This is a genomic window from Embleya sp. AB8 (genome assembly GCF_049739465.1).
Lineage (GTDB): Bacteria > Actinomycetota > Actinomycetes > Streptomycetales > Streptomycetaceae > Embleya.
The window spans coordinates 120,476-143,653 of record NZ_JBMHHY010000017.1 but is presented as its reverse complement, the minus strand read 5'-3'; the positions used below and the strand labels follow the sequence as shown (position 1 = coordinate 143,653).

The 23,178-nt window shown below is 70.7% G+C and carries 20 protein-coding genes; 3 read left to right on the top strand and 17 right to left on the bottom strand.

Annotated elements, in window-relative coordinates; translation table 11 throughout:
- Positions 1-8: 8 nt before the first annotated feature.
- The 15 genes from metK to pyrR all read right to left on the bottom strand — a co-directional run bounded on the left by metK (position 9) and on the right by pyrR (position 16,801).
- Positions 9-1,202: a methionine adenosyltransferase gene (gene metK / locus ABIA38_RS25615; protein ID WP_424641164.1), complete on the bottom strand. Its 1,194-nt coding sequence runs from the start codon at positions 1,200-1,202 to the stop codon at positions 9-11.
- 216 nt (positions 1,203-1,418) lie between these two features.
- Positions 1,419-2,627, bottom strand: a complete 1,209-nt coding sequence (gene coaBC, locus ABIA38_RS25610; RefSeq protein ID WP_424641163.1) for a bifunctional phosphopantothenoylcysteine decarboxylase/phosphopantothenate--cysteine ligase CoaBC — start codon at positions 2,625-2,627, stop codon at positions 1,419-1,421.
- Between the two features lie 204 nt (positions 2,628-2,831).
- Positions 2,832-3,887, bottom strand: coding sequence for a TIGR03617 family F420-dependent LLM class oxidoreductase (locus ABIA38_RS25605; protein WP_424641162.1), 1,056 nt, complete (start codon positions 3,885-3,887; stop codon positions 2,832-2,834).
- 133 nt (positions 3,888-4,020) lie between these two features.
- Positions 4,021-4,284: a DNA-directed RNA polymerase subunit omega gene (gene rpoZ, locus ABIA38_RS25600; RefSeq protein WP_020551792.1), complete on the bottom strand. Its 264-nt coding sequence runs from the start codon at positions 4,282-4,284 to the stop codon at positions 4,021-4,023.
- Positions 4,285-4,363: 79 nt separating this feature from the next.
- Positions 4,364-4,921: a guanylate kinase gene (gene gmk / locus ABIA38_RS25595; RefSeq protein ID WP_424641161.1), complete on the bottom strand. Its 558-nt coding sequence runs from the start codon at positions 4,919-4,921 to the stop codon at positions 4,364-4,366.
- A gap of 28 nt (positions 4,922-4,949) precedes the next feature.
- Entirely contained in the window at positions 4,950-5,273 is a 324-nt protein-coding gene (mihF, locus tag ABIA38_RS25590; protein WP_026218483.1) for an integration host factor, actinobacterial type, read from the bottom strand.
- Positions 5,274-6,131: 858 nt separating this feature from the next.
- Entirely contained in the window at positions 6,132-6,827 is a 696-nt protein-coding gene (pyrF, locus tag ABIA38_RS25585; RefSeq protein WP_424641160.1) for an orotidine-5'-phosphate decarboxylase, read from the bottom strand.
- A 117-nt stretch (positions 6,828-6,944) separates the two neighbouring features.
- A complete protein-coding gene (locus ABIA38_RS25580; RefSeq protein ID WP_424641159.1) occupies positions 6,945-7,970 on the bottom strand; it encodes a dihydroorotate dehydrogenase in 1,026 nt (341 codons plus the stop codon).
- Positions 7,970-8,821, bottom strand: a complete 852-nt coding sequence (locus tag ABIA38_RS25575; protein WP_424641158.1) for a dihydroorotate dehydrogenase electron transfer subunit — start codon at positions 8,819-8,821, stop codon at positions 7,970-7,972. Before ABIA38_RS25575 ends, ABIA38_RS25580 begins: the two co-directional genes overlap by 1 nt.
- 8 nt (positions 8,822-8,829) lie before the next feature.
- Entirely contained in the window at positions 8,830-12,141 is a 3,312-nt protein-coding gene (gene carB / locus ABIA38_RS25570) for a carbamoyl-phosphate synthase large subunit (protein WP_424641157.1), read from the bottom strand.
- Positions 12,134-13,267, bottom strand: coding sequence for a glutamine-hydrolyzing carbamoyl-phosphate synthase small subunit (gene carA / locus ABIA38_RS25565; protein ID WP_424641260.1), 1,134 nt, complete (start codon positions 13,265-13,267; stop codon positions 12,134-12,136). The genes carB and carA overlap by 8 nt, the downstream gene beginning before the upstream one ends.
- A 5-nt stretch (positions 13,268-13,272) precedes the next feature.
- Positions 13,273-13,896 carry a hypothetical protein gene (locus tag ABIA38_RS25560; protein WP_424641156.1) on the bottom strand — a complete coding sequence of 208 codons (624 nt, stop codon included), beginning with the start codon at positions 13,894-13,896 and terminating at the stop codon, positions 13,273-13,275.
- Positions 13,893-15,179: a dihydroorotase gene (locus tag ABIA38_RS25555; protein WP_424641155.1), complete on the bottom strand. Its 1,287-nt coding sequence runs from the start codon at positions 15,177-15,179 to the stop codon at positions 13,893-13,895. Before ABIA38_RS25555 ends, ABIA38_RS25560 begins: the two co-directional genes overlap by 4 nt.
- Positions 15,176-16,162 (bottom strand): aspartate carbamoyltransferase catalytic subunit, encoded by a 987-nt coding sequence (locus tag ABIA38_RS25550; RefSeq protein ID WP_424641154.1) that lies wholly within the window; start codon positions 16,160-16,162, stop codon positions 15,176-15,178. The genes ABIA38_RS25555 and ABIA38_RS25550 overlap by 4 nt, the downstream gene beginning before the upstream one ends.
- Before the next feature lie 3 nt (positions 16,163-16,165).
- Positions 16,166-16,801 (bottom strand): bifunctional pyr operon transcriptional regulator/uracil phosphoribosyltransferase PyrR, encoded by a 636-nt coding sequence (pyrR, locus tag ABIA38_RS25545; protein WP_424641153.1) that lies wholly within the window; start codon positions 16,799-16,801, stop codon positions 16,166-16,168.
- 376 nt (positions 16,802-17,177) lie between these two features.
- Between pyrR and ABIA38_RS25540 the strand changes: the two genes are divergently transcribed.
- Positions 17,178-17,681 carry a transcriptional regulator gene (locus ABIA38_RS25540; protein ID WP_355535963.1) on the top strand — a complete coding sequence of 168 codons (504 nt, stop codon included), beginning with the start codon at positions 17,178-17,180 and terminating at the stop codon, positions 17,679-17,681.
- Between the two features lie 112 nt (positions 17,682-17,793).
- On the opposite strand, the gene ABIA38_RS25535 is transcribed toward ABIA38_RS25540, so the two are convergent.
- On the bottom strand, positions 17,794-18,810 hold the full coding sequence (locus ABIA38_RS25535; RefSeq protein WP_424641152.1) for a LacI family DNA-binding transcriptional regulator: 1,017 nt from the start codon (positions 18,808-18,810) through the stop codon (positions 17,794-17,796).
- 409 nt (positions 18,811-19,219) lie between these two features.
- Between ABIA38_RS25535 and ABIA38_RS25530 the strand changes: the two genes are divergently transcribed.
- Positions 19,220-20,572: an MFS transporter gene (locus tag ABIA38_RS25530; RefSeq protein ID WP_424641151.1), complete on the top strand. Its 1,353-nt coding sequence runs from the start codon at positions 19,220-19,222 to the stop codon at positions 20,570-20,572.
- Between the two features lie 91 nt (positions 20,573-20,663).
- Here ABIA38_RS25530 and ABIA38_RS25525 read toward each other — a convergent pair whose 3' ends face one another.
- Positions 20,664-21,323 carry a TetR family transcriptional regulator gene (locus ABIA38_RS25525; RefSeq protein WP_424641150.1) on the bottom strand — a complete coding sequence of 220 codons (660 nt, stop codon included), beginning with the start codon at positions 21,321-21,323 and terminating at the stop codon, positions 20,664-20,666.
- A 142-nt stretch (positions 21,324-21,465) separates the two neighbouring features.
- Here ABIA38_RS25525 and ABIA38_RS25520 point away from each other — a divergent pair, with 142 nt between their 5' ends.
- On the top strand, positions 21,466-23,097 hold the full coding sequence (locus ABIA38_RS25520; RefSeq protein WP_424641149.1) for an MFS transporter: 1,632 nt from the start codon (positions 21,466-21,468) through the stop codon (positions 23,095-23,097).
- The last annotated feature ends 81 nt before the right edge of the window (positions 23,098-23,178 follow it).

The following is a 23,178-nucleotide window of genomic DNA, read 5'->3' as shown; positions in this document are numbered from 1 at the left end:
CCCCGGGCTCAGAGCCCGGCGGCGGCCTTGAGTGCGTCCACCCGGTCGGTCCGCTCCCACGTGAAGTCCGGGAGGTCGCGGCCGAAGTGGCCGTACGCCGCGGTCTGCGCGTAGATCGGCCGGAGCAGATCCAGGTCCCGGATGATCGCGGCCGGGCGCAGGTCGAACACGGTGCCCACGGCCGCCTGGATGGTCTCCACCGGCACCGCCTCGGTGCCGAACGTCTCGACGAACAGGCCGACCGGCGCGGCCTTGCCGATCGCGTACGCGACCTGTACCTCACAACGACGGGCCAGCCCGGCGGCCACCACGTTCTTGGCCACCCAGCGCATCGCGTACGCCGCGGAGCGGTCCACCTTCGACGGGTCCTTGCCGGAGAATGCGCCACCACCGTGCCGGGCCATACCGCCGTAGGTGTCGATGATGATCTTGCGACCGGTCAGCCCGGCGTCGCCCATCGGGCCGCCGATCTCGAACCGGCCGGTCGGGTTGACCAGGAGCCGGTAGCCCTCGGTCTCGATGCCGAGGCCGACCAGTTCCGGCTCGACCACGTATTCGCGGATGTCCGGCGCGAGCAGCGAGTCCAGGTCGATGTCGGCCGCGTGCTGCGAGGAGACCACGACGGTGTCGAGGCGGACCGGGCGGTCGCCGTCGTACTCGATGGTGACCTGGGTCTTCCCGTCCGGGCGCAGATAGGGGATGGTCCCGTTCTTGCGCACCTCGGCCAGGCGGTTGGCCAGCCGGTGGGCGAGCGTGATCGGCAGCGGCATCAGCTCGGGGGTGTCGTCGCACGCGTAGCCGAACATCAGGCCCTGGTCGCCCGCGCCCTGGCGGTCCAGCTCGTCCTCGTCGCCGTCGACCCGGTTCTCGTACGCCGTGTCGACGCCCTGCGCGATGTCGGCCGACTGCGCGCCGATGGACACCGACACGCCGCACGAGGCGCCGTCGAAGCCCTTCTTCGAGCTGTCGTAGCCGATCTCCAGGACCCGCTCGCGCACGATCGTGGGGATGTCGGCGTAGCCCTGCGTCGTGACCTCGCCGGCCACGTGCACCTGGCCGGTGGTGATCAGCGTCTCGACGGCGACCCGACTCTTCGGGTCTTCCTTGAGGAGCGCGTCCAGGATGGAATCGCTGATCTGGTCGGCGATCTTGTCCGGGTGACCTTCGGTCACGGACTCAGAGGTGAACAGACGGCGGGACACATCGCTCCCTGGGGTTGCAGCGGCTGCTGGCTGGCAGGTGGACCCGGCCCCGTCGACGGCCTGGGCAGGTCGGGACGGGCGGGTCCACCGAATACTGGGGTCGAGTTTATCCCCACGACCCCCGAGGCGGGACGGGGTATCCCACGACATGGACGGCGTGGCGTTGCTCACTTTGTGTGAACTTGGGGTGTTCGGGCGCTCGAAACGACGGATGAACTAGCCGAAACGGGGCACCACCAGATCCCACACGACGTCCGCCAGATCCTCCTTCGGACCGTGCGGAACCGGCGTCTCGGTCCCGTCCGCGGCCAGTACGACCGCCTCGTTGACGTCCGTCCCGAACGTCAACTCCTCGCCGACCCGGTTGACCACGAGCAGATCGCAGCCCTTGCGCGCGAGCTTCGCGCGCCCGTTGGCGAGCACGTCGTCGGTCTCCGCGGCGAAGCCGACCACGACCTGGCCGGCCCGGGCCCGGTCCCGGGAGAGCTGGGCGAGGATGTCCGGGTTCTTGACCAGTGCGATCGCGTCCGGCTCCGCGTCGGTCTTCTTGATCTTGCCGCCGACCCGGTTCGCGGGCCGGAAGTCGGCGACGGCCGCGGCCATCACCACGCAGTCCGCCTTCGCCGCCGCCTCGACCACGGCCTCGTGCAGGTCGAGCGCGGTGCCCACATGCACCACGTCGGCCCCGGCCGGGTCCGGCAGGCCGGTGTTGGCCTCGATCAGGGTGACCCGGGCACCGCGGGCGAGCGCGGTGCGGGCGAGCGCGTAGCCCTGCTTGCCCGACGAGCGGTTGCCCAGGAAACGAACCGGGTCCAGCGGCTCGCGGGTGCCGCCGGCGGTGACCACCACGTGCCGCCCGACCAGGTCGGGGGCGGTCGTACCGCGGGCGAGCGTACGCCGGACGACCTGGAAGATCTCCTCCGGTTCGGGCAGTCGGCCCTTGCCGGTGTCCTTGCCGGTCAGCCTGCCCACCGCGGGTTCGAGCACGATCGCGCCGCGCCGGCGCAGGGTCGCGACGTTGTCCGCGGTGGCCGGGTGCTCCCACATCTCGGTGTGCATCGCGGGCACGAAGATCACCGGACAGCGCGCGGTGAGCAGCGTGTTGGTGAGCAGGTCGTCGGCAAGCCCGTGGGCGGCCTTGGCGAGCAGGTCGGCGGTCGCCGGGGCGACCACGACCACGTCCGCGCTCTGTCCGATCCGCACGTGCGGGACCTCGTGCACCGCGTCCCACACGCCGGTGGCCACCGGCTGTCCGGACAGCGCCGACCAGGTGGCCGCGCCGACGAAGTTGAGCGCGGACGCGGTCGGCACCACCCGGACCTCGTGCCCGGACTCGGTCAATCGGCGCAGCAGTTCGCACGCCTTGTACGCGGCGACGCCGCCGGCGACACCGAGGACGACACGGGGTCGGGGTCCGGTATTCATCGCTGCTCCTGCTCGTTCGGCGCGACCGGTCCAGTCCCGACCGGCACCGCGAGCCTACGACACGGCCCCCGACGGAGGGATCTCGTGTCGGGCGGGCGGCCGTTGCCCGCCGTCCTGTCACCGGGACGCGCCCACCGGTACGGTTCGCGACCGGCACGCGACCGGGCGAAAGCCGTGAATCACACCAAACTCACCGACTCGACGTCAGGTGAGCGCGCGCAGTTCGTCCAGCACCTCGGACACGCACGCCGGGTCGGCCCGATACGGCAGGTAGAAGCCCAGCCGGTCGGCCACCCCGTGGGCGCGCGAGGCCAGTTCGGCCGCGACGTCCTTGGGTTCGCCGATCGCCACCACGCGGGCGAGCAGCGTGTCGTCGATCGTGTGCGGGATGTCCGACCAGCGGCCGGCCCGGATCAGCGCGTGCAGTTCGACCTGCAACGGCCCATAGCCCTCGACGTCGAGCACCGGCCGATACGCGGGCGTGGCGGCGTAGAAGGCGACCATCGCCCGCGCGCCCTTGATCGCGGCGCGCAGCTCCTCCTCGGTCCGCCCGGCGGCCACGATCACGTCGAGGATCACCGGGAACCGCTCGCGGGAGCGCTGGGACAACACCAGGCCGTCGGTCACCGCGTCGGTGATCGGGCCGCGGACGAACAGGTCGGTGTTGAGCGGGTGTACGAGCAGCCCGTCGGCGTGTTCGGCGACCATGGTGACCATCCGCCGCCCCACCCCGCCGGCGAGCAGCGGCGGCAGTCCGTACGGGTTCGGCCCGGGCCGCAACGTCGGCGGCATCAGCGTCAGGTCGAAGAACTCGCCGCGAAAGTCCAGCGGCGTCTCCTGCTGCCAGCAGGTCAACACCGCGCGGACCGCGCGCAGCGTCTCGGCCATCCGGGCCACCGGGCGCGACCACTTGGCGCCGTAGCGGCGTTCGATGTGCGCCTGGATCTGGGTGCCCAGGCCGAGCCGGAACCGGCCGTGCGAGGCCAGGTGCAGGTCGTAGGCGGTGTGCGCGAGGTGGGTGGGGCTGCGCGGGAAGGCCACCGCGATGTTGGTCATGATGTCCACGCCCGCCGCGGCGGCGGGGACCAGCGGCAGGAACACATCGGTGGGGCCCTCGAAGGTGAACACCCCGTCGAAGCCCGCCTCGCCCAGCTCCCGGGCCCGGTCACCGGCCCGGCTCAGCGGCGCGTCGAGCAGCGTGTCCACCGGCAACCGGCGCCGCTGCCTCGGCGCCTGCGTGCCGTCCTCGCTCCGGTCCACCCGCGTCGCCCACCCTCCGGATCAGCCGATGCCGCCCAAACGTACGCCCGTTCCCGGCTCGAAAACACCGCCGGATGCACCGAGGGCCCGACGGATTCCCGTCGAGCCCTCGGTACTGCGTCGCGTGACTCGCTCAGCCCTCGATCGGCTCGGCGGTCAGCATGCCCGAGTTGATCTCGCGAAGCGCGATCGACAGCGGCTTCTCGTGCACGTGCGTGTCCACGAGCGGACCCACGTATTCCAGCAGGCCCTCGCCGAGCTGCGAGTAGTAGGCGTTGATCTGCCGAGCACGCTTCGCCGCGTAGATGACGAGGCTGTACTTGGAGTCGGTCGCCTCCAGGAGCTCGTCGATGGGCGGGTTGATGATGCCCTCGGGTGCGGTGGAAGAAGCTGACAAGGCGGGGGCCCTTCGAAAAGCTGTGAAAGCTGTGGGTGAAAGTCGGGCTGCCGTGCTGACACTCGGGCAGCCCGAACGATCAAGATACGTTCATCAAGGCTAGCAGTTCGCGTACGACGTCTTCGACGGACGTGTTGACCAGCGTCACGTCGAATTCGGATTCCGCGGCCAACTCGACCTTCGCGGCGGCCAGGCGCCGCTCGATGACTTCGGGGGATTCGGTCCCCCGGCCCACCAGACGGCGGACCAGTTCGTCCCACGAGGGCGGGGCGAGGAACACCAGGCGTGCCTCGGGCATCGCCTGCCGCACCTGCCGGGCGCCCTGCAGGTCGATTTCGAGCAGGGTCGGAACGTCGGCGTCAAGCCGTTCGAGCACGGGCTGTCGCGGGGTCCCATATCGATTCCCGGCGAATTCGGCCCATTCGAGCAATTCATCCGAGGCGATCAGTTTGTCGAACTGATCGCCCTCGGTGAAGTGGTACTCCACACCGTCGGTCTCCCCTGGACGGGGCTTGCGTGTGGTCGCGGACACAGACAGCCAAACCTCGGGGTGACGGCGGCGCAGGTCAGCGACCACCGTGCTCTTGCCGACCCCGGAGGGGCCGGAGAGCACGATGAGTCGACGGGTGCCGTGCACGGTACGGGGATCGGAGCCGGCGCCCGGTTCAGGACGCGGAGCCACCGAATTCCCGTTCGAGTGCTGCGATCTGGTTCGTGCCGAGACCGCGGACGCGCCGGGTCTCGGAGATGTTCAGCTTCTCCATGAGCTGCTTGGCGCGCACCTTGCCGACGCCGGGGAGGGACTCCAGGAGGGCCGATACCTTCATCTTGCCCACGACCGGATTGTCCTTGCCCTCCTTGATGACGTCGCTGAGCGAAGCACCGGAGTTCTTGAGCCGGTTCTTCACCTCGGCGCGCTCCCGCCGAGCCGCAGCGGCTTTAGCGAGCGCATCCGCGCGTTCTTCGGGGGTCAGGGGTGGGAGAGCCACGCCGTGTCACCTCGGACTTCGTTGCGATCCTCAAGGCCGCCCGGCTCGGACGGCCACCAACAAACAGTGGAACCTAGCTGGTCAGAGCGTCCGCGGCAACGCGCGACACTCCACCGGGCCGGCTCACGAGGGAGCCTAGTCGGCGAATCGGTCCGCGTCGCCCGAATCGATGGGAAAAGCCCGGCTACCTGCAACAGAACGCCAACCTGACGGAGCGTCGGACGATTCTCGAGGTAGCGGGGGCGCGCACAAGCGCCTCCGCGCGCCCCACCATCCCTGCGAAAGGGCTGTCCCCGCCGACCCCACCACCACCCCGAGGCGGCGGCCAACCGAGCCCGGCGCGAAACCCGGCCACGCTCGCGCATGGGTGCGGCGCGGGCGTCGACGCACTCGGCTCCGCCCGCAACACGCGGCCCGGGAGGCCCCGGAGGCCCGGGTCGATCGGGCCGGGCGGGCCGGGCCGCAGTGGGGTCGATCGGGTCGGTACGTACGCGTGTCGGCGCGTCGGGGCCTGGTGGCGGCCGGGACGGCCCTCGACGCACGTGTCGGCCGCACCCGGCCCCGCAGGGCCCCGGAAGCCCGACCCGGCTCCACACGGACTCCACGGCGGCATCGGCACGCCCCCGGCCCAGGCAGCACCCATCGGGTCCGGCACCGTCGCCGGACCGCGTCCCGCGCGGGTCCCACCACGTGCACCGCACCGGGCCGGACCCGGCTCCGCGCAGCCCCCACAGGCGACCCGGACCGGACCCGGCCGATCCCGAGCAGGACCTCGCCCGCGGCCCGAGTCGGACCCGCCCCTGGGCGGTGACCACCCCGTGCCGTCCGGACCGGACCCGTCCCGCGCGTTCGCCACCCCTACCGCGTCGCCAACCCCGCCGCGATCGTGCGGGCCGCCTCGGCGACGTCCGGTGCGCCGGTGATGGGTCGTCCGATGACCAGCAGATCCGCGCCGTCGGCCAGCGCCTGCTCGGGTGTGGCCACCCGCGTCTGGTCGCCGAGGGCCGCGCCCGCCGGCCGTACCCCCGGGGTGATCAGCACGATGCCGGGACCCACCTCGGCCCGGACCGCCGCCACCTCCCTCGGCGAGCACACGATCGCCCGCGCCCCGGCCGCCACCGCGAGTCCGGCGAGCCGCCGGGCCGCCTCGATCGAGGGACCGGCCAGCCCGATCGCCGCCAGGTCCGCCTCGGCCATCGAGGTCAGCACCGTCACCGCGACGATCTTCACCTCGGGCGCCGCGTCCGCCGCCGCCCGGATCATCGCCGTCCCGCCGCTCGCGTGCACCGTCAGGTAGGTCGGCGCCAACCGGGCCACCGAACGCACCGCGCCCGCAACCGTGTTCGGGATGTCGTGCAGCTTCAGGTCGAGGAACACGTCCCGCCCGCCGCTGGCCTCCCGCGCCCCCACGACCGCGTCCGCGCCATCGCGCAGGTAGACCTCCAGACCGACCTTGACCGTGCTCACATGCGGGCCCACCGCCTTCGCCCACGCGAACGCGCGGTCCAGGTCGGGCGCGTCGAGGGCGACCGCGACAGGTGCCAGGTTGCTCATCGAAATCCCACTCTCGTCGACTTCCAACACATCGAATCACCACCGGACACGGCGATGCCGGCACGAACCCCGTCCGTACCGGCATCCACCGTCACCACAAGAACCGCCAAAATCGCGTCAGCGATGCGCGTACCCGATCGCCGCCTCCAGCGACCCGAAGCCGCGCGCGATCAGCGCGGCCCGCAGCTCGTCCAGGATCCGCACCGGCGCCGACGGGTCGTTGAAGATGACCGTACCCACCGACACCGCCGCGGCCCCCGCGAGAATGAACTCCAGCGCGTCCTGGCCGGTCCGGATACCGCCCATGCCGACGATCGGCACCTGCGCCATCTGCCCGTCCAGCATCGCCGCGTGCACCTGGTAGACACAGCGCACCGCGACCGGCCGGACCGCCGGACCGGACAACCCGCCCGTGACACCGGCCAGCACCGGCTTCATCGTGTCCGTGTCGATCACCATGCCGAGCAGCGTGTTGATCATCGACAGGCCGTCCGCGCCCGCCTCCACACACGCCCGGGCGATGTCCACGATCGAGGTCACGTCCGGGGACAGCTTGGCAAGCACCGGGACCAGCGGGTCCGCCGCGTCCCGGACCGCGCGGATCACGTCGTAGGAGGTGGCCGGGTTGCACGCGAACACCTGGCCCCGGTTGGCCACGTTCGGGCACGAGATGTTGGCCTCGATGCCGACCACGCCGGGCGCGCCCTTGAGCCGCTCGGCCAGCGCCACGAAGTCGTCCACGTGGCCGCCCGCGATGGACACGATGGTGCGCCCGCCGCGCGCCGCCAGCCACGGCAGGTCGCGCTCGACGAACGCATCGATGCCCGGGCCCTGGAGGCCGATCGAGTTGAGCATCCCGGACGGCGTCTCGGCCATCCGCGGGGTGGCCCGACCCGAGCGCGGGTACGGCATGATCGTCTTGGTCACCACCGCGCCGATCGCGGCCGGCTCGAAGAATTTGGCCAATTCCTTGCCATAGCCGGCGCAGCCCGAGGCCGTGGTCACCGGATTGGGCAGCAGTGTCGAGCCGAGCCGGGTGGCCAGGTCGATCCCGCCGCCCGGCAGCATGATCGTGGACGGCGGCCCCTCGGCGAAGTCGTCGGCGTCCTCGTGTTCGGCGAAGCCGCCGTACGCGTCGGTCATCAGTGCGCTCCCATCGCTGCCGCGCCCTCGATGTCCGCCGGAATCGTGCCGGCGTCGTCCCAGCGCACCTTCGTGCCGTCGAAGCACGGGCCGTCCACACACGAGCGGACGAACCGGCTGACCCCGTCGTCGCCGACCACCGGGAGCACGCACGTCATGCATACCCCGACGCCGCACGCCATCGCCTCCTCGACCGCGGTGAACACGCGCGCGTCATGCGCGGTGGCCACCTCGGTGACCGCGCGCAGCATGCCCATCGGCCCGCACGCGTAGACCACGTCGGCCTGCACGGCGGTGAGCACCTCGGGCAGCGGCCCGGTGACGAAGCCGCGCACCCCCTGCGAGCCGTCGTCGGTGGTGACCACGACGTCCTCGGTGATCGCCTGCGCCTGGTCCACGCCGTACAGCCGCTCGCCGGTCGCGGCGCCGAGCACGAAGGCCACCGAGCCGCCGTCCGCCACGATCTTCTCGGCCAGCGCGAACATCGGCGCGCTGCCGTAGCCGCCGGCCACCATCACCGCGCTGACCGGCTCGGCCGGCAGCGGGAACGGCGTGCCCAGCGGCGCGACCACGTTGACCGTGTCGCCCACCCGCAGTCGGGCCAGCTCGCGCGTGCCGCGCCCGGCCTCGGCGAAGACCACGTCGATCGTCTCCGCGTCCGGGTCGGCGCGGTGGATGGAGAACGCCCGGCGCAACAACATCGCCGAGTCCGCGCCGCCGATCGCCACGGCGACGAAGTGCCCGGGTTCGACGCGGGCGGCGATCCCGGGGGCGCGCAGCACCATGCGGTGGTACGCGCCCGCGGGTTCGCGGCCGACGATCTCCGCCTGCACCTGCAGGGGAAGTGCCATCGGTGTCGTCAGCCCTTTCGGTGGGACGTGATGTGGTCGGCGTGTTCCTGGAGCGAGCGGACCCCGATGTCGCCCGCGATCAGCGACTGGATGCCCTGGACGGCCGCGGCGAAGCCCTGCACGGTGGTGATGCTCGGGATGCCCCGGGTGACCGCCGCGGTGCGGATCTCGTAGCCGTCGAGTCGGCCGCCGGTGCCGAACGGGGTGTTGACGATCAGTTCGACCTCACCGTCGTGGATCAGCCGCACGATGGTCGGCTCGCCGTTCGGGCCCGGGCCCTCGCTGTGCTTGCGCACCACGGTGGCCGGCACGCCGTTGCGGCGCAGCACCTCGGCGGTGCCCTCGGTGGCCAGGATCTCGAAGCCCATGTCGTGCATGGCCTTGACCGGGAAGACCATCGAACGTTTGTCCCGGTTGGCGAAGGAGACGAACGCGCGGCCCTTGACCGGCAGCGAACCGTAGGCGCCGGCCTGGGACTTGGCGTACGCGGTGCCGAACACCGCGTCGATCCCCATCACTTCGCCGGTGGAGCGCATCTCCGGGCTGAGCACGGTGTCCACGCCGCGGCCCTTGGTGTCGCGGAAGCGGTTCCAGGGCAGGACCGCCTCCTTGACCGCGATCGGCGCGTCCATCGGCAGCGTGCCGCCGTCGCCCTCGGCCGGGAGCAGGCCCTCGGCGCGCAGTTCGGCGATGGTGGCGCCGAGCGAGACGCGTGCGGCGGCCTTGGCCAGCGGTACGGCGGTGGCCTTGGACACGAACGGCACGGTCCGCGACGCGCGCGGGTTGGCCTCCAGGACGTAGAGGATGTCCCCGGAGAGCGCGAACTGGATGTTGATCAGGCCGCGCACCCCCACCCCGTGCGCGATGCCGAGGGTGGCCGCGCGCAGCCGCTTGATGTCGTACGCGCCCAGCGTGATCGGGGGCAATGCGCAGGCCGAGTCGCCGGAGTGGATGCCGGCCTCCTCGATGTGCTCCATCACGCCGCCGAGGTAGAGGTCCTCGCCGTCGTAGAGGGCGTCCACGTCGATCTCGATCGCGTCGTCGAGGAAGCGGTCGACGAGCACCGGGTGGTCGCTGACCAGGCCGGCGTTCTGCTCGAGGTAGGTGGCCAGGGAGGGCTCGTCGTAGACGATCTCCATGCCGCGCCCGCCCAGCACGTAGGAGGGCCGCACCAGGACCGGGTAACCGATCTCGGCGGCGATCGCGCTGGCCTCGCCGAAGGAGAACGCGGTGCCGTGCTTGGGCGCGAGCAGCCCGGCCTCGGCCAGCACCCGGCCGAACGCGCCGCGCTCCTCGGCGAGGTGGATCGCCTCGGGCGAGGTGCCCGCGATCGGCACACCGGCGTCCTTGAGTTGTTGCGCGAGCCCGAGCGGGGTCTGCCCGCCGAGCTGGACCAGTACGCCGGCGACCGGTCCGGCCTGGGTCTCGGCGTACACGATCTCCAGCACGTCCTCCAGCGTGAGCGGCTCGAAGTAGAGCCGGTCGGAGGTGTCGTAGTCGGTGGAGACGGTCTCCGGGTTGCAGTTGACCATCACGGTCTCGTAGCCCGCGTCGTGCAGTGCGAAGGCGGCATGCACGCACGAGTAGTCGAACTCGATGCCCTGCCCGATCCGGTTCGGCCCCGAGCCCAGGATGATCACCGCGGGCTTCGTGCGCGGCGCGACCTCGGTCTCCTCGTCGTAGGACGAGTAGTGGTACGGGGTGCGCGCGGCGAACTCGGCGGCGCAGGTGTCCACGGTCTTGTACACCGGCCGCACCCCGAGCGCCTGGCGCACCTCGCGCACGACTTCCTCGCGCATCCCGCGAATCGCCGCGATCTGCGCGTCGGACAGGCCGTGCCGCTTGGCCAGGCGCAACACCTCGGGGGTCAGCTCGGCCGCGTCGCGGACCTCGCCGGCGATCTCGTGGATCAGGTACATCTGGTCCAGGAACCACGGGTCGATCCCGGTCGCCGCGAACAGCTCCTCGGGCGTGGCGCCGGCCCGGATGGCGTCCATGACCACGTTGATCCGCCCGTCGGTGGGCTTCTCGGCGGCGACCAACAGCGCGTCCTTGTCGCCCACTTCCGACACGAAGTCGAACTGCGAGCCCTTCTTCTCCAGCGACCGCAGCGCCTTGTTCAGCGCCTCGGTGAAGTTGCGGCCGATCGCCATCGCCTCGCCGACCGACTTCATCGTGGTGGTGAGTCGGTCGTCGGCGGCCGGGAACTTCTCGAAGGCGAAGCGCGGGACCTTGACCACGACGTAGTCGAGCGAGGGCTCGAAGCTGGCCGGGGTCTCCTTGGTGATGTCGTTGGGGATCTCGTCCAGCGTGTAGCCGATCGCCAGGCGGGCGGCGATCTTGGCGATCGGGAAGCCGGTCGCCTTGGAGGCCAGCGCCGAGGAGCGGGAGACGCGCGGGTTCATCTCGATCACGATCACCCGGCCGTCCTCGGGGTTGATCGCGAACTGGATGTTGCAGCCGCCGGTGTCCACGCCGACCTCGCGGATCACCGCGATGCCCACGTCGCGCAGCGTCTGGTACTCGCGGTCGGTCAGCGTCATCGCCGGGGCCACGGTGATCGAGTCGCCGGTGTGCACGCCCATCGGGTCGAAGTTCTCGATCGAGCAGACGACCACGACGTTGTCGTGCTTGTCGCGCATCAGCTCGAGCTCGTATTCCTTCCAGCCGAGGATGGACTCCTCCAGGAGCACCTCGGTGGTCGGCGACAGGGTCAGGCCCTGGCCGGCGATCCGGCGCAGGTCCTCCTCGTCGTGCGCGAAGCCGGAGCCGGCGCCGCCCATGGTGAAGGAGGGGCGGACCACGACCGGGTAGCCGCCGAGGGTGTCGACGCCGGCGAGCACGTCGTCCATCGAGTGGCAGATCACCGAGCGGGCCGACTCGCCGTGCCCGATCTTCTCCCGGACCCGCTCGACCACACCCTTGAACAGGTCGCGGTCCTCGCCCTTTTGGATCGAGTCGAGGTTGGCGCCGATCAGTTCGACGCCGTACCGCTCCAGGACGCCGTTCTCGCTGAGCGAGACGGCGATGTTGAGCGCGGTCTGCCCGCCCAGGGTGGGCAGCAGCGCGTCGGGGCGTTCCTTGGCGATGATCTTCTCGACGAACTCGGGGGTGATCGGTTCGACGTAGGTGGCGTCGGCGATCTCCGGGTCGGTCATGATCGTGGCCGGGTTGGAGTTGACCAGGATCACCCGCAGGCCCTCGGCCTTGAGGATGCGGCACGCCTGGGTGCCGGAGTAGTCGAACTCGGCGGCCTGGCCGATGACGATCGGGCCCGAGCCGACGACCAGGACGGACTTCAGGTCGCTGCGCTTAGGCACTCTTGGTCTCCATCAGCGTCACAAAACGGTCGAACAGGTAGGCGGAGTCGTGCGGTCCGGCCGCCGCTTCCGGGTGGTACTGCACGCTGAACGCGGGTCGGTCGAGCAGCCGCAGGCCCTCGACGACGTTGTCGTTGAGGCAGACGTGGCTGACCTCGGCACGCCCGTAGGGGGTGTCCGAGACGGTGTCCAGCGGCGCGTCCACGGCGAAGCCGTGGTTGTGCGCGGTGACCTCGACCTTGCCGGTGCTGCGATCCTGCACGGGCTGGTTGATGCCGCGGTGGCCGTACTTGAGCTTGTAGGTGCCGAAGCCGAGGGCGCGCCCGAGCAGCTGGTTGCCGAAGCAGATCCCGAAGAACGGGGTGCCCTGGTCGAGCACGGCGCGCAGCAGCTCGATCTGGTGGGTCGCGGTGGCCGGGTCGCCGGGCCCGTTGGAGAAGAAGACACCATCGGGTGCGATCGCGTTGATCTCGTCGAGCGTGGCGGTCGCGGGCAGCACGTGCACCTCGATGCCGCGCTCGGCCATCCGGTGCGGGGTCATGCCCTTGATGCCCAGGTCGAGCGCCGCGACGGTGAACCGCTTGGTGCCGATCGCCGGGACGACGTAGGCGGCCTCGGTGCTGACCTGCTCGGCGAGGTCGGCGCCGGCCATCTCCGGGCTGGTCCGCACCCGTTCGAGCAGCGTCGCCTCGTCCGCGTGCGCGGCGTCCCCGGAGAAGATGCCGACCCGCATCGCGCCGCGCTCGCGCAGGTGGCGGGTCAGCGCGCGGGTGTCGATGCCGCTGATCCCGACCACGCCGTAGCGCACCAGCTCGTCGTCGAGCGAGCGGCGCGCGCGGTGGTTGGAGGGCACTCGGGCGGGGTCGCGGACGACGTAGCCGGAGACCCAGATCCGGGACGACTCGGGGTCCTCGTCGTTGACGCCGGTGTTGCCGACGTGCGGGGCCGTCATCACGACGACCTGGCGGTGGTACGAGGGGTCGGTCAGGGTCTCCTGATAGCCCGACATGCCGGTGGAGAACACCGCCTCGCCGAACGTCTCCCCCACCGCGCCGTAGGCGCTGCCGCGGAACGTGCGCCCGTCCTCGAGGACGAGCACCGCAGGCGTCGTGGCCCGTCCGGTCATTGCGGTCACTTGACCGATCCTTCCTGATGGTTCTGTGGTGCGGCGGTGCCCGCGGTCGCGGGCAGGTCCCCCGCGATCAGCCGGGTCACCGCTTCGAGCCACGCGTCGTGGTCGTCCGGGTGGTCGCCGCGGAAGCCGGAGTCGAGCGAGGTGTCGCCGTGCGTCCAGGTGATCACCAGGAGGCCGCCCTCGGGCAGCACCTTCCCGGCGATGCCCTGCTCGTGCCGCACCCCGGTGAGGGCGGCGGCCGGTACGAAGAAGTCGGTCGCGGCGGGTCGCTCGACCAGCAGACCGTCCGCGCGCAGGGTCAGCTCGACCGGGCTGCGGGTGCCCAGACCGTGCGCGACCACCCGGTCCAGCCAGTCGCCGGCGGTGGTGCTGCCGAAGTAGCGGCCGACCAGCGGCTCCAGCAGCGGCGCGGCGTCGTGGTCGGGTACGGCGGGCAGCGCGGGCAGCGCCGCCTGTCGCGCGGCGCGCTTCTGCCAGGCGCGCCACATCAGCAGGTAGACGCCGAGCACGAAGACCAGGCAGATGCCGATCCAGAGCAGGCGTCCGCTCCAGTTGGTCACCTGCGCCGACTTCTGTTCGGCGGCGAGCAGCAACTCGTGGTGGGTCGGGCCTGAGGTCACGCGAGCTTCCCGTCGATCACCGTGGGTACGCCGCGCAGGAACGTGGCGACCACCCGGCCGGGGAGTTCCAGTCCGGCGTAGGGGGTGTTACGGCTGCGCGAGGCGAGTTCGGACGGTTCGACCGTACGCCGTGCGCTCGGGTCGACCAGCACCAGGTTGGCGGGCTCGCCGACGGCGACCGGGCGGCCGTGCTGCTCGAGCCGGCCGATCGCGGCGGGGCGGGTGGACATCCGGTCGGCGACCGCGGACCAGTCCATCAGGCCGGTGTCGACCATGGTCTGCTGCACGATGGCAAGGGCCGTTTCCAGGCCGAGCATGCCCATCGCGGCGACCGCCCACTCGCAGTCCTTGTCCTCGCCGGGGTGCGGGGCGTGGTCGGTGGCGACCGCGTCGATCGTGCCGTCGGCGAGCGCCTCGCGCAGCGCGGCCACATCGGCGGCGGTGCGCAGCGGCGGGTTGACCTTGTAGACCGGGTCGTAGCTGCGCACCAACTCGTCGGTGAGCAGCAGGTGGTGGGGGGTCACCTCGGCGGTGACGTGCCAGCCCTTGGACTTGGCCCAGCGCAGGATCTCCACGGAGCCGGCGGTGGAGACGTGGCACACGTGCAGGCGCGAGCCGACGTGCGCGGTGAGCAGCACGTCGCGGGCGATGATCGACTCCTCGGCGACCGCGGGCCAGCCGCGCAGGCCCAGTTCGCCGGAGACGGTGCCCTCGTTCATCTGGGCGCCCTCGGTCAGCCGGGGCTCCTGCGCGTGCTGGGCGACCACGCCGTCGAAGGCCTTCACGTATTCCAGCGCGCGGCGCATGATCACCGCGTCGTCGACACACTTCCCGTCGTCGGAGAACACCCGTACGCGCGCGGCCGAGTCGGCCATCGCGCCCAGTTCGGCGAGCCGCTTGCCCTCGAGCCCCACGGTGACCGCGCCGACCGGGTGCACGTCGCAGCGCCCGCTCTCCTGGCCGAGCCGCCAGACCTGCTCGACGGTGCCGGCGGTGTCCGCGACCGGGTCGGTGTTGGCCATCGCGTGCACCGCGGTGAAGCCGCCCAGGGCCGCCGCATTCGCGCCGGTGGCCACCGTCTCGGCGTCCTCGCGGCCGGGCTCGCGCAGGTGGGTGTGCAGGTCGACCAGGCCGGGGAGGAGGATCTGCCCGGCGGCTTCCAGGACGACGGCGTGCTCCGCGCTCAGGTCGGTGCCGATGGCGGCGATCAGGCCGTCCCGGATCAGCACGTCCTGCGCGTCGCCGCCGAGGATCCCGGCGTCCTTGATCAGGTACGTGCTCACTTGGCGTTCTCCTCGGTGCCGGTGCCGGCGGTGCTCGTGGGGCTCAGGGCGGGCTCGTTGCCGCCCAGGAGCAGGTACAGGACCGCCATCCGCACGCTGACCCCGTTGGTGACCTGTTCGACGATGGTCGAGCGGGGCGAGTCGGCGACGTCGGCGGCGATCTCCATGCCGCGGTTCATCGGGCCGGGGTGCATCACGATGGCGTGCTCCGGGAGCATCGCCATCCGGCGCAGGTCCAGGCCGTAGCGGCGCGAGTACTCGCGTTCGGTGGGGAAGAACGCGGCGTTCATCCGCTCGCGTTGCACCCGCAGCATCATCACCGCGTCGCTCTTGGGCAGCGGTGCGTCCAGGTCGTAGGAGACCGTGCACGGCCAGGTCTGCACACCGATCGGGAGCAGCGTGGGCGGCGCGACCAGGGTGACCTCGGCGCCGAGGGTGGCCAGCAGCAGAACGTTGGAGCGGGCCACCCGGCTGTGCAGGACGTCGCCCACCAGGGTGATCCGGCGGCCTTCGAGGTCGCCGCGCCCGCCGGCCAGCCGGCGGCGCATGGTGAACGCGTCCAGCAGCGCCTGGGTGGGGTGTTCGTGGGTGCCGTCGCCGGCGTTGACCACCGAGCCGCGCAGCCAGCCGGAGCCGGCCAGGCGGTGCGGCGCGCCGGAGGCGTGGTGGCGGATGACCACCGCGTCGGCGCCCATCGCCTGCAGGGTGAGCGCGGTGTCCTTGAGCGATTCGCCCTTGGAGACCGAGGAGCCCTTGGCGGAGAAGTTGATCACGTCCGCCGAAAGGCGTTTGGCGGCGGCCTCGAAGGAGATCCGGGTGCGGGTGGAGTCCTCGAAGAAGAGGTTGACCACGGTGCGCCCGCGCAGCGTCGGGAGTTTCTTGATCGGCCGCTCGGCGATGTGCGCGAGTTCTTCGGCGGTGTCGAGGATCAGGATGGCGTCGTCACGGGTGAGGTCCGCGGCCGAGATCAGGTGGCGCTTCACTGGCTACTTCTCCGCGTCGGTAAGGGCGGCGGGGTCGGCCGCGCGGGTGCCGAGCAGGACCGCGTCACGGCCGTCGTACTCGACGAGGTGGACCTTGACCGTCTCGCGCAGCGAGGTGGGCAGGTTCTTGCCCACGTAGTCGGCGCGGATGGGGAGTTCGCGATGGCCCCGGTCGACCAGGACGGCGAGCTGGACCGCGCGCGGGCGGCCGATGTCGCCCAGTGCGTCGAGCGCGGCGCGGATGGTGCGGCCGGAGAAGAGCACGTCGTCGACCAGGACCACGAGTTTGCCGTCGATGCCCTCGGCGGGGATCTCGGTGCGCTCGAGCGCGCGGGCCGGGCCCAGGCGCAGGTCGTCGCGATACATGGTGATGTCGAGCGCGCCGACCGGGACCTTGGCGCCGTCCTCGATCGAGGCGAGTCGTTCGCCGAGCCGGTGGGCCAGGGCCACGCCTCGGGTGGGGATGCCCAGGAGCACCACGTCGTCCGCGCCCTTGGCGCGTTCGACGATCTCGTGGGCGATCCGGGTCAGGGCCCGGTTGATGTCGGAGGAGTCCAGGACCGCGCGGGCGGTGGCCGGGTCGAGATCCTTGGGACGGGCGGCCGACGTGCCGCCGGGGGTGGAGCCAGGTGCTGTCATGGAAAACAGACCTCCTTCCCCGTCTCACAGGACGGGCTTTAAAGGACGCCGAGGTACGTCCCTCACAGTATCAGCCACCATCATCGGCCTTTCGGCCGCCCGAACCGACGGATCGAGCCGGGGCGAATGCCCCGTAAAGGGGCCTCTCACCTGCGCGAATCCGGCTTTGTAGGCCGTTCGGCTTGACGGACCCAAATTACTCTGCGTAACCTCACAATGAGTCACCACCGGGCCAAACGCGACAGTCGCGACGTGCCGAACCTCGCAGCTTCGGGGAGAGTTCGAGGTACAGAAAGCCGGCCCGGAGGTAGCCACCCCATCGGTTCGGCCAACCACCGGTGGACCTTCACGGTCAGTCACCTGTTTTGGGAGCGAGATGTCCAGCGACTACGCCAAGCAGCTCGGGGCGAAGCTCCGCGCGATCCGGACCCAGCAGGGCCTGTCCCTGCACGGCGTCGAGGAGAAGTCCCAGGGCCGCTGGAAGGCCGTCGTCGTCGGTTCTTACGAACGCGGCGACCGTGCGGTAACCGTGCAGCGCCTGGCCGAGCTGGCCGACTTCTACGGCGTCCCCGTGCAGGAGCTCCTGCCGGGCGGCACGCCCAACGGCGCCGCCGAGCCGCCGCCGCGCCTGGTCCTGGACCTGGAGCGGCTGCAGACGGTGCCGTCCGACCAGGCCGGCCCGCTGCAGCGCTACGCGGCCACCATCCAGAGCCAGCGCGGCGACTACAACGGCAAGGTGCTGTCGATCCGTCAGGACGACCTGCGCACCCTGGCCGTGATCTACGACCAGTCCCCGAGCGTGCTCACCGAGCAGCTGATCGGCTGGGGCGTGCTCAACCCGGAGGCCCGCCGGGCCGTGGAGAACCAGAACAACGCGTGACTCTCCGCTAGCGGATCGTCACGAGTATCCAGGCAATAGGTCGAAGGGTCCCGCAGCCGGCAGGCTGCGGGACCCTTCACCTTTTGTACGCCGACTTGTCCGCCGACCGGCCTCAGCCGGATTCGCGGACCACCACGCGCGGGTGCACCACCATGCGCCCGCCGGGTCGGTAGTCCCGGCCGCGGATCAGTGTGGTGATCGCGTCCGAGGCGCCCGAGCCCATCGTCCGGGTGTGCATCGACACGCTGGTCAGCCGCGGCCAGACCAGGTCGCAGAACGGCAGGTCGTCGGCGCCGACCACGGCCATGTCCTCGGGCACCGACCAGCCGCACTCGCGCAGCGCGGAGATGATCATCAACGCGAAGTCGTCGTTGCCCGCGAACACCGCGGTCGGCGGCTCGCTCTCGCGCTGCCACTGCCGCACGATGGCCAGCACGTCCTCGCGGACGTAGCCCACGTCCACCCGGCGCAGCGCCACCCCCGCGTCCTCGGCCGCGGCCTGGGCGCCCGCCCAGCGCTCCTCGCCCAGGAAGGCCAGCGGCCCGGAGGGCACCAGGCAGGCCAGCCGGCGATGGCCGCGGTCGATCAGGTGGCGGACCGCGACCCGGCCGGTGTCGCGGTTGTCGAAGATCGCGGTGGGCACGTCGGGGTGCTCCTCGCGTCCCCACGCGAAGATCGCCCGGACCCCTGCGCGGCGCAGCACGTCGACCGCGCCGCCGGTGAGCCGGTTGGATTCGGCCATCACCGCCAGCGGCCGCAGCGCGGCCCACTGCCGGGCCGCGTCCGCTCCGCGCGAGGTGCGGTCGGCGTGGATGAGCAGGCTCAGCTCGTGCCGGTTCAGCGCCTCGGTCAGCTCGTCGATGAACGCCTCGAGGAGTTGCCCCATCGGCTGCAGCGGCAGCGGGAAGAGCACCACGTCGCTGTTGCCCGAGCGCAACGAACGCGCGGGCGCGCTGGGCGCGTAGCCCAGTTCGCGCACGGCGAGCATGACCCGCTCGCGGGTCTGCGCGCTGACCCGGACCCCGGGCGGCGAGTTGAGCACGTAGCTCACGGTGGATCTGGATACGCCGGCGAGCCGGGCGACGTCGGAACTGGTGGGAGGTTTGGCTCCCGCCTCCGGCGCGCTCATCCGTGGCCCTCCGGGCGGCAAGTGACCGACTTCGTGCTCGTCATCTCGACGACACCCCCTACCGCACCCGCACGCGGGGCCGGCCCGCGCGCAACCGATGTCCACCGGATCACAGGGACGTGCGATCCGTTACCGCTTGGTCAGCGGGCACAACCTTGGCCGTAATCGCTCGAATGCGCTACTGACACGTGTCGGTCGTTACAAGATCACTCGCCGTGACGGTTCGCTGCGCAGCGCACTGCATTCAAGCCTTGAACGATCAAATCGTTATCTTGTCGGACTGATTTCACGTTGTGGACCCATTCCCCTGCTTATTCGTGTCACCTAGGCTCCGAACCCAACACCTCGTCAAACGATTCGAAGCTCCCGTGCAGGGCGGGTTTCGAGTCCCCTCCATCGGACGGTCCACATGAGTTCGACCACCACAGAGGCACCCGGCTCCGCGTCGTCGGCACCGGAGCCCGCGTCGGGCACCGCGAACACCGGTTACAAGGTCGGCCCGCTCTATGCGACGTTGCCGATCGCAAACATCGCGCTGTACATGCTGTGGCTGGGCGTGGGCGTGTACCTGCTCCCGACGCAGGTCATCCACATCAAGGGCGTGCCCGACCAGGAGGCGCTCAAGTGGCCGATCTTCTGGGGCGCGTTGTTCGCCACGATCGGCAACCCGCTGTTCGGCAAGCTGTCCGACATCACCCGGTCGCGGTTCGGCCGGCGCTCGCCGTTCATCCTGTTCTGCGCGCTGGTCGGCGCCGCCGCCCTGTGCGTCCAGGCCAACGCGAACTCGGTCGCCGTGGTGGGTCTGACCTGGGGTGTCATCCAGTTCATCATGAACGGCTACCAGGCCGCGGTGACCGCGGTGATGCCCGACCGGGTGCCCGCCGGCAAGTACGGCAAGTTCTCCGCGCTGATCGGCCTCGGCATCCCGGTGGGCACGATCGTGGCCTCGCTGCTGTTGGCCGGCGTCGACCTGAGCATGATCGGGATCGACACCAAGATCGGCGGCTTCGACGGCAGGTTCGCCGACCCGGCCGACGGCGGGGCCAAGGGCTTCTACCTGATCGCGGCCGTGCTGGTGGCCGCCGCGCTGATCTTCGTGATCGTCAGCCCGGACAAGTCCACCAAGGACCTGCCCCGCGAGAAGTTCGAATTCGTCTCGTTCGTCAAGGGCTTCTGGGTCTCGCCGCGCGTGCACGCGGACTTCTTCATCGCCCTGGTCTCGCGCCTGGGCGTGATGCTCGGCTACATGGTGGTCCTGCAGTTCAACTTCTTCATCCTGCTGATGTACATCAAGATCCCGCAGGGCGAGGTGCTGTCCAAGCTGGGCACGCTCACCGTGATCAACGCCGTGGTGACCATCGTCGCGGCGTTGGTGATCGGCCCGATCGTGGACCGGGTCGGGCGGGTCAAGCCGTTCGTGATCGCCGCGGGCGCCGGTGCCGCGCTCTCCCTGATGATTCCGCTGATCTGGGCCACCGAGGACGGCATGATCGCCTTCCAGATCACCAACGGCCTGTTCTTCGGGATGTACATGGCCGTCGACATGGCGCTGATCACCCAGGTGCTCCCCCGGCCGCAGGACGTCGGCAAGGACATGGGGCTGATCAACATCGCCAACGCCGGCCCGCAGATCGCCGCTCCGTTCCTGGCACCGTTCCTGGTCGACGACCTGGACCTGGGCTACAAGGGCCTGTTCGCCTTCGCCGCGGTGATCTCCCTGCTCGGCGCCCTGCTCGCGCTGCTCGTCAAGCGCGTGAGGTAGTACGCACCGCGCGACCCACACGCCGCTGGGGCGGACCGGATCACCGATCCGCCCCAGCGGTACGTGGCGGCACCTCCGCCGTACGTCGAGGTCACGCGCGCCGCAGTTCGCCCGCCGTCCAGCGATCGCCCAGCAGCGTGCCCATGTCCTCCCAGGCCGCGTCGACGATCCGGCCCAGGCGGGCGGCGTCCAGCACCTCGCCGTCGCCCCACTCGTCCATCGACACGCGCATCACCGAGTGGTACAGGGTCACCAACAGCGCCGGGCGTCGGTCCCGCGCCGGGTCCAGGCCCTCGCGGCGGGCGATCTCCTTGGCCATCCGCCGCTCCAGTTCCATCGCGTTGCGCAGCGACGCGGCGAGCAGTACCGGGGTGTCCTCGATCAGTCGGCGCATCCGCAGGAACTCGTGACCGGTGCCGTCGGCCGGCTCGTCGCCGACCGCGAGCAGCACCTCGCTGCCCGCGCGGCGCAGCGCGGTCAGCGGCGCCTCGTCCGCCGGACGGGTGGCCAGCGCGGTCAGGAACAGGCCCTCGAACTCCATCGCCCGGGCCAGCGCCACCTCCTCCTTGCCCGCGAAGTAGCGGAAGAAGGTGCGCCGGGAGACCTCCACGGCGGCCACGATCTCGTCGATGGTGGTGGCGTCGTAGCCCTTGCGCAGGAACAGCTCCTGCGCGGCCTCCACGAGCGCCTCGCGCGTGCGCTCCTTCTTGCGCTCCCGCAGTCCCGTCGCGGCGCCGGCTGTGTCCCGCACGTTGCGTGGTCCTCTCATTCGTCCCTGCACAGTATGGCACTTGTCACTGCGTGCAACTTGAGTGATTTGGCTATATGGCACACGGTGCCATATCGTTCGATGCTTCGATACGACGCTGGACATGGACGGATGTAGGGGACGCATGAGTCAGACCTCGACGGCGGCGACACCGGACGCACCCTCGCCGACCCCCTCGGAAACCACCGTGCGCAAGGGCATGCAGGGGCATCCCTGGCTGACCCTGTTGGCCGTCGCGTTCGGCGTGATGATGGTGGCGCTCGACGGAACCGTGGTCGGCATCGCCAACCCGGCCATCTCCAAGGACCTGGACGCCTCGCTGGCCGATCTCCAGTGGGTGACCAACGGCTATCTGCTCGCGCTCGCGGTGTGTCTGATCCCGGCGGGCAAGCTCGGCGACCGCTACGGCCACAAGACGATCTTCCTGATCGGCGCGGCGGGCTTCGCGACCACATCGCTGCTGATCGCCTTCTCCCAGTCGGTCACCATGCTGATCGCGTTCCGGGTGCTCCAGGGCGTGTTCGGCGCGCTGCTCCAGCCCACCGCGCTCGGCCTGCTGCGCAACAGTTTCCCCGGCAACAAGCTCAATATGGCGATCGGCATCTGGGGCGCGGCGATCTCCACCGCGACCGCCGCCGGTCCGATCGTCGGCGGACTCCTGGTCGAACACGTCAGCTGGCAGTCGGTGTTCTACATCAACGTGCCGATCGGCGTGCTGACCCTGGTGGTGGGCGCCTGGGCGCTGGCCAACAGCCGGGTGGCGGGCGCGAGCAACCGGATCGACTACCTCGGTGTCGGGTTGTTGTCGGTGGCCATGTTCTGCCTGGTGTGGGGCGTGATCAAGAGCGGCGAGAAGGGCTGGGGCAGCGCCTACACGCTGAGCTTCATGGCCGGCACGCTGATCCTGCTCGCACTGTTCGCGCTGTGGCAGACCCGGGCGCCCGAGCCGTTGATGCCGCTGGTGATGTTCCGCAACCGGTCGTTCTCGATCGGTATCGTGCTGATGATCTTCATGGCGTTCGCGATGTTCGGCGCGATGTTCTTCATCACCTTCTACCTCCAGGGCGTCAACGGGCTCAGCCCGACCGAGACCGGTGTACGGATGTTGCCGATGTCGGTGGTGATGATGATCGGCTCGCCGATCGGCGGCTTCGCAATCACCAAGCTCGGGCCGCGCATTCCGATCATCGCCGGCCTCGCGTTGTCCGCGACCGCGATGGCACTGCTGGCCCGACTGGGCGAGGACGCGAGCTTCGGCGCAACGATGGTGCCGTTCGTCCTGCTCGGCTTCGGGCTCAGCCCGATCATGGTCGGCGCGACGGACATCATCGTCGGCAACGCCTCGCTCGAGTTGTCCGGCGTCGCCTCCGGCATCCAGCAGGCCGCGATGCAGGTCGGCGGCGCGCTGGGGACCGCCGTGCTCGGCGCGGTGGTGGCGGCCGAGGTCTCCTCGGCGCTGCCGGACCGGTGGCCGGCGGTGGCGGGCGACTACGCCACGATGCCGCGCGGGCAGCGCGAGGGCATCGAGGGCTCGGTCGCGCAGGGCTTCCCGCCGCTGAAGCCGGAGTTGCTGAACGGGAAGACACTGGACGGACCGGCGATGGAAGCCGTCCGGCACGCCTCGAACAGCACGTTCCTGGACGGCATGCAGCTCGCCTTCACCATCGCGGCGATCACCATGGCGGTCGGGATCGTACTCGCCCTGTTCGTCCGACCGGGCGAAAAGCGGGAAGGCGCGGTCGCCGTCCACGTGTAGGGCATGGTCCGGGGCAGTAGGCAGACCATGATCGACAGGCACTGATCGTCCGTAGGATCGTCACGCCGCCCCCGACCGACG

Excerpts from the sequence above, each read along its gene's own strand:
- coaBC (WP_424641163.1), bottom strand. The coding sequence starts at position 2,627 with ATGAATACCGGACCCCGACCCCGTGTCGTCCTCGGTGTCGCCGGCGGC.
- pyrF (WP_424641160.1), bottom strand. The coding sequence starts at position 6,827 with ATGAGCAACCTGGCACCTGTCGCGGTCGCCCTCGACGCGCCCGACCTG.
- ABIA38_RS25580 (WP_424641159.1), bottom strand. The coding sequence starts at position 7,970 with ATGACCGACGCGTACGGCGGCTTCGCCGAACACGAGGACGCCGACGAC.
- ABIA38_RS25575 (WP_424641158.1), bottom strand. The coding sequence starts at position 8,821 with ATGGCACTTCCCCTGCAGGTGCAGGCGGAGATCGTCGGCCGCGAACCC.
- carA (WP_424641260.1), bottom strand. The coding sequence starts at position 13,267 with ATGACCGGACGGGCCACGACGCCTGCGGTGCTCGTCCTCGAGGACGGG.
- pyrR (WP_424641153.1), bottom strand. The coding sequence starts at position 16,801 with ATGACAGCACCTGGCTCCACCCCCGGCGGCACGTCGGCCGCCCGTCCC.
- ABIA38_RS25540 (WP_355535963.1), top strand. The coding sequence starts at position 17,178 with ATGTCCAGCGACTACGCCAAGCAGCTCGGGGCGAAGCTCCGCGCGATC.
- ABIA38_RS25535 (WP_424641152.1), bottom strand. The coding sequence starts at position 18,810 with ATGAGCGCGCCGGAGGCGGGAGCCAAACCTCCCACCAGTTCCGACGTC.
- ABIA38_RS25530 (WP_424641151.1), top strand. The coding sequence starts at position 19,220 with ATGAGTTCGACCACCACAGAGGCACCCGGCTCCGCGTCGTCGGCACCG.
- ABIA38_RS25520 (WP_424641149.1), top strand. The coding sequence starts at position 21,466 with ATGAGTCAGACCTCGACGGCGGCGACACCGGACGCACCCTCGCCGACC.